Genomic DNA, 6,288 nt, shown 5'->3' on the forward strand with positions numbered 1-6,288 from the left:
TATTAGATTCTTCTGATTCCTTGCGTCAAGCCTGATTGAGATGCTCTTACCCTGTAGGAAAAGCCTCATGGGTAACAATCGGTAGAACTGTTTCATAACAAGCGATCGCAATTCCTAAATTACTCGCAAGATTCCCTTGTTCAAACTCTTGAATAATGGTACTCAGTTTGATAATGACTCTAGCTAAATTAATAGCTATGGCAGGTTCTTTAGCAAAGCGATCGCTTACCCATTTTCGCAGCATTAAAGCTAAATCATCATTGAGTTTACTTAAGTTATGTTGCAGAATTGGATATACTTCCTGATTTTGATAAGTCGCTCTTAATAAATTAATTAGGAAGTCTTGCTCCTGGTTAGCAGCTTCATTTGGCATAGCTAAATCCCTGACAATACATCTTTTAAGTTAGTATTCCCAAGTTTTCATTCTATTGAACAATCAAAGCGGCGTAATCCAATAAGTAATGCCTCGAATAGCTTGTTTTTTAAAACCAAATAAAGGTAAGTTCTCTTCAGATAGACCCACATAAGTCCAATGTGGAACATCGTTTTCTACAGTTTGAAACCAACCATTTTGATTAAGAGCTTTTCTCTGTTCTTTACTACCTACGCGTAAATCAATTGCTAATCCCCAGAGATGTTGTGAAGTTCCGGGGGGTGCAACTAAACCGAGAATTTTTGTTTCTTTACCTTGTTGAACTTTTGCTAAAACTCGATCGTTAGCATACTTGTGCCAAAATCTTAAATTCGTGTTGAAAGTGCGAGTACAATCACCAGAGCCATAACCAGATTTTAGCGGAATTTGTTGCTGAATTCGCGCTTTATTTAAAGCATCAGCCGCCGATTTTTGTAAATAACAGTCGTTAGTGCCATCAACATGACCCATTGTTAAAGTAGCTTGAAACTCTTGGGTTTCTTGTTCATTAGCAAAGATATCTTTTGGCGGTAGTTTAATCCCAATATCGGGATTTACGAATACTGCACCATAGCTTCGCAGCAAAGTATATTCATAAGTATCAGGCTGGGGAATTGTGGGTAATTTTCTAGCGATCGCAGATAAAAAACGCTGTTTATCATCTAATTTTGGATCGGGAATAAATGGTTCTGATGTTGTATTTTTAGAGCTATCTATACAAGGTAATGAATTATCGATCGAGCATTCTTGTAATGGTTGAGCAGTTATAGCAACTTTGTGGTGGGTAATCTCATTGCTGGCGACTAATACAAAGATCATCAATATAACGATACTGATGAAACTTGTCTTTCTAATAAACCTAGTAATATTTTTTTGATTTCTGAGGGTGAGCTTCATATTTAATAATTATTTAGCGAACAAGAATAAAATTAAGAATGTTTTAGGCAGTATTGATTATTCATGACTTAAAATCACAGATAGTTTATCGACATTGAACTATCGGCTAATGGAAGTTAGAGAAAATATTTAATGCATACAAGTTATAAATTAATTTGTGCTGGGTTAATGCTCTGAACAATAGCTGCGATCGCCAAACCGGAATGTTGTCACAAATTTTAAAAAATGAGATTTTCACTTCCTACTAAAGTTAAAAAATGAAACCTTACCTTTAATTGAGTACTAGTAAGTTTGATAACTTTTTTATCAGAAAGTTACATCCATGAAACCACTGGAACAGTTAAAATTGAAAAGAACTCTAAGCTTGCCGATCCTGTAAGTATGACCATGCACAATTCCGTTGAATTCCAAGACGCTTTTGATGTCATAGTCGTCGGTGCAGGTCACTCCGGTTGCGAAGCAGCTCTCGCCTCTGCACGCCTCGGTTGTCGTACCCTGCTATTGACGCTCAACTTGGATAAAATCGCTTGGCAACCTTGTAACCCAGCAGTGGGTGGCCCGGCGAAATCCCAATTGACCCATGAGGTGGACGCACTCGGCGGGGAAATTGGTAAAATAGCAGACCGCACCTATCTGCAAAAACGTATCCTCAACTCTTCACGGGGGCCTGCTGTTTGGGCATTACGCGCCCAGACTGATAAGCGCGAATATGCAGCGGTGATGAAAAATATTGTTGAGAACCAAGACAACTTGACAATCCGTGAAAGTATGGCAACAGATTTGGTGCTGGGTGCTAACGGTGAAGTCATCGGCGTTGAAACTTATTTTGGTGTAGGGTTCCAATGTAAAGCAGTTATTTTGACAACCGGCACCTTCCTGGGCGGCAAAATTTGGGTTGGTAATAAATCAATGCCAGCTGGACGTGCTGGAGAATTTGCAGCGGAAGGATTGACACAAACCCTAAACCGCCTGGGATTTGAAACCGGCAGACTTAAAACTGGAACTCCAGCACGGGTAGACAAGCGATCGGTAGATTACAGTAAAATGCTCATCCAGCCAGGGGATGAAGATGTGCGCTGGTTTAGCTTTGACCCAGATGTGTGGGTAGAACGGGAACAGATGCCTTGCTACATCACCCGCACAACCGCCGAAACCCATCGCCTGATTCAAGAAAATTTACACCTGTCGCCAGTTTATGGCGGTTGGGTGGAAGCCAAAGGGCCGCGTTATTGTCCCAGTATTGAAGATAAGATTGTCCGCTTTGCCGATAAGGAAAGCCATCAAATCTTTATTGAACCGGAAGGAAGGGATATACCCGAACTTTATATTCAAGGGTTTTCTACAGGGTTGCCAGAAAATTTGCAGTTGCAAATGTTGCGGACTCTCCCCGGTTTGGAAAAATGTGTGATGCTGCGTCCCGCCTATGCAGTGGAATATGACTATTTACCAGCAACTCAGTGTTACCCCACACTGATGACTAAAAAGATTGCCGGACTGTTTTGTGCTGGGCAAATTAACGGCACTACAGGTTATGAAGAAGCTGCTGCTCAAGGGCTGGTAGCGGGAATTAACGCCGCTCGATTTGTTCGCTCTCAAGAAATGATTGTCTTTGCCCGCGAGCAAAGTTACATTGGGACGCTAGTTGATGACCTGTGTACAAAAGACCTGCGAGAACCTTACCGGATGCTCACCAGTAGGTCAGAGTACCGATTGCTATTGCGTTCTGACAATGCCGACCAACGCTTGACACCCTTGGGAAGGGAGATTGGTTTAATTGACGATCGCCGCTGGGATATGTTTACTCAAAAACAGGGTAATATCACCACAGAAAAACAAAGATTGCAAACCACACGAGTTAAAGAACATGATGAAATTGGAATAGCGATCGCATCTGATACTCAACAAGCAATTAAAGGTTCGATTACCCTCAACGACTTGTTGCGGCGTCCAGGATTACATTACGTTGACCTCGACAGGTTCGGACTGGGAAACCCCAACCTCAACCGGGCCGAGAAAGAAGGCGCAGAAATTGATATCAAGTATTCTGGCTATCTCGCTAGGCAACAAAATCAAATTGACCAAATTGCCCGCCAAGCGCACCGCCAGTTACCTGGGGATTTAGACTACACAACAATTGATACTCTTTCTAAAGAGGCACGGGAAAAGCTGACTCACATAAAACCACTCACCCTTGGTCAAGCTGCACGTATAGGTGGTGTAAACCCAGCGGATATTAACGCCTTATTATTATATCTAGAATTGCGTAGAAGCAAGAGCCAGCCAGGGTTTCCAGCGTTAGCTTAACACAAGCTTGATAAAGACTGAGTATAGTAGTAGGGAGAGAGATTGGTATGATAGATGACATAAAGATTAGCAGTGGCATCATCAACAATCCCCAGATGCAAGTTGAGTTTAATACCAACACTCAATCAACTTATCTCAATCAGATGGGGGATTGGATGTTTCATTATTCAGGAGGCAGTGTTTCGACTACGCTCAACAACCACGCAGGAGTAACCCACGCACAACTAACTGCATAAGATTGGCGCAAGACCGGAGGCGGAGCGGCTCCTCTGTTTGTATCTTGCCTGATACATCTCAATACAATTCTTCTTTTTAATCAGGGTAATCACTCAAGACTAAGGTTTTTATTCATATTTATTCTCTTTCAGTAAGAACTGCCCTCTACCTGCTGCCTCCTCTGATAATCCTAATTTCCAGGCAGTAGGGGTGGCGTTTCCTCGTCCAAGCAACAACCCAGAAAGTCTATGTTACAAGAAGCCAGCACCCGTCTCATAGTACCAGAACCATCAGAAGACTTAATCACCAACGAGCCTTGGTCGATAGAAAACTATGCTGATGGCTTAATGGATGAACTCTTTGCCGATATCGACTACATTCTGGATGCTAGTGGTAATCTGCCTTCTCAAACTGTTAGGCACAGTAGTCAGAACAGATCGAGCCACTCTGTTGCTGGAGTTTCCGCCCAAGCTCAACGCCAATCGCCTCCAGAATACGTGCCTCTGCAAACAGTTACGATACCACAGATTACTTTGAACCAAGGAGTACAGTCAGTTGCTCAAGATAACCACAAGCAATTGAGTACCGTTGTATTTGACACCTCTACTGTTAAATCAGTTAGTAGAAAGCGTCAAAAAACTAGTTCGGTTTTGGGCAAACTGCTGATTGTCGGAACAACTTTAGGCGTGGCGATCGCTAGTACGATCTACTTGGTGCAGTCTGGAGTGGTATATCTTTTAAATAATAAATTGCCTGAGTCAGCGCTTCTATTGCCGCAATCCCAGTCACGATTGCCCGTAAAAACGGAAATAGAGGCAGAGTTAGTTGACTATATGCTCCAAGCGCTGGCTGTTATAGACAAGCAAGGAGCAAAGAGCAATCAAAAATCTTTCAATCCAGGATTCTCCAGTCAGGCAAATACTAACCAAATAGCCTTTGGTCGCGAACAAGCAACTGGTAATCTACCAGCACTTCCACTTCTAGCTAATAATACACCACCAGCCCCCAATCGTTCTGGAAGCGTTGTTGAACGCATCTATGTCCCCGTTTATCAAGCGCCATCACCAATGCGCTACGCCCTTCCAGCCATTCCGGGGACTCCTACACTTTTACCACAAGTTGCCAGTGCGTTACGGGTATCTCAACCTAATGTTGTGAAAACTGCCCTGAATACAGTGCGACAAGCTGCCAAGCCTGTAACTGTCAATATGTTAGCTGCGGCTGTACGAGCCGAACTCAAACCAGTGGCAGCAAAAACTGCACCCATTAGCGTGCGCCAAACACCCAAACCTCTGCCTGCATTACCAGTAGTTCCATTGCGTGCTGCACTCGCACCAGAGTCAGAACCAACTATTACCCAGGAACAAGTATATCCGGCAACTGCGATCGCAGAAGCTCCAAGTAATACCTTAGAGGGATTGCTAGAGTTGGGCAACAAATCTGCCGCTTTGTTTAAAATTGATGGCGTGACTCGCCGCATCAATATGGGTGAAAGTATCGGCTCCAGCGGTTGGACACTAGTAGATGTCAGTAATGGCGAAGCAGTCATCCGACGTAATGGCGAAGTGCGATCGATTTATGCAGGACAGAAACTATAAATTTTTTAACCCACTGTCTGGTTGAGGAAAGTTTAAAGATTAAACTCATCTATCACCATTAACAATATTGCGACCAGTAATAATTGATTAAAATAATTCGATCGCGTCAAATAGTTTTCTGTCTCTGTCTGCACTGTTAGGATTGCCTGCTTATGTGTAGCCTAGCAAATGCGATCGCGCCTTAATAGTTTTAATATTATCAGCTTTATTGATAGCAAGATCGCTTTTACCTCCAGCAGACTCTAGTAACTCTTGAGCAAGGATTACTTTTTTGAGAATTTGCCGATTGATTTCAGTAACTTTGATACTTTCAATGTCAACTTGTGTAAATACTGTTGTTAAATCTTTATTAAAATAAGTTTCAACTAAATCATCTAGTGATGATATAGTTTTGTCCTTTTAAAAAGTACTTGCATAACCCTTCACCCAATAATGGTTTTTTCAAAATGGACATCTAAAATTGGGTAACTCTCTGGCTTAATATCAAATTTCATTGTGTTTATCTCTTTTTTTAGCTTGAGAGTTACGCATTCGCTACACTGTTATTAACCCAAATGTTTAGGTGTAGTCCGTCGTAGGCATCGATTTGCCGATGAGAAAAAGTAAATATTTACTGTAAATAGCTAGAAATTTTGTCTAACTATCTCATAAAGCAGTGAAATACCACAACGTTTAATCAAGATAAGCAGAAAATCAGGTGTGTGGTGAAGAATTGGAAGACAGTATTAGACATCTCCAAAATAGTAACATTCTGTGGTAAAAGAACATCAAATAGCTTTTTTGACACAGAAACATGAGCGACATACTGACTGGAGTTTAGACTAAGCCATACAAAATGACCCAGCAGGGCTGAGTTAATCA

General features: G+C 41.9%; 6 protein-coding genes. 3 read left to right on the forward strand and 3 right to left on the reverse strand.

From position 1 onward, the window contains the following. Positions 1-46: 46 nt before the first annotated feature. Positions 47-373 carry a hypothetical protein gene (locus ACM0OX_RS34760; protein ID WP_414519655.1) on the reverse strand — a complete coding sequence of 109 codons (327 nt, stop codon included), beginning with the start codon at positions 371-373 and terminating at the stop codon, positions 47-49. Between the two features lie 63 nt (positions 374-436). After that, positions 437-1,309 (reverse strand): D-alanyl-D-alanine carboxypeptidase family protein, encoded by an 873-nt coding sequence (locus ACM0OX_RS34765; RefSeq protein ID WP_414519657.1) that lies wholly within the window; start codon positions 1,307-1,309, stop codon positions 437-439. Positions 1,310-1,690: 381 nt separating this feature from the next. Between ACM0OX_RS34765 and mnmG the strand changes: the two genes are divergently transcribed. From mnmG to ACM0OX_RS34780, 3 genes are all read left to right on the forward strand, one after another. Continuing rightward, entirely contained in the window at positions 1,691-3,613 is a 1,923-nt protein-coding gene (mnmG, locus tag ACM0OX_RS34770) for a tRNA uridine-5-carboxymethylaminomethyl(34) synthesis enzyme MnmG (RefSeq protein ID WP_414519664.1), read from the forward strand. A gap of 47 nt (positions 3,614-3,660) precedes the next feature. Continuing rightward, positions 3,661-3,849, forward strand: coding sequence for a hypothetical protein (locus ACM0OX_RS34775; RefSeq protein WP_414519659.1), 189 nt, complete (start codon positions 3,661-3,663; stop codon positions 3,847-3,849). A gap of 228 nt (positions 3,850-4,077) precedes the next feature. Next, positions 4,078-5,427, forward strand: coding sequence for a hypothetical protein (locus ACM0OX_RS34780; protein WP_414519661.1), 1,350 nt, complete (start codon positions 4,078-4,080; stop codon positions 5,425-5,427). Positions 5,428-6,103: 676 nt separating this feature from the next. Here the strand turns inward: ACM0OX_RS34780 and ACM0OX_RS34785 are convergent. Beyond that, positions 6,104-6,288 (reverse strand): hypothetical protein (locus tag ACM0OX_RS34785; protein WP_414519662.1); only part of this gene is annotated, 185 nt, incomplete at its 5' end.

The organism is Nostoc sp. PCC 9305, assembly GCF_963920915.1.
Lineage (GTDB): Bacteria > Cyanobacteriota > Cyanobacteriia > Cyanobacteriales > Nostocaceae > Nostoc.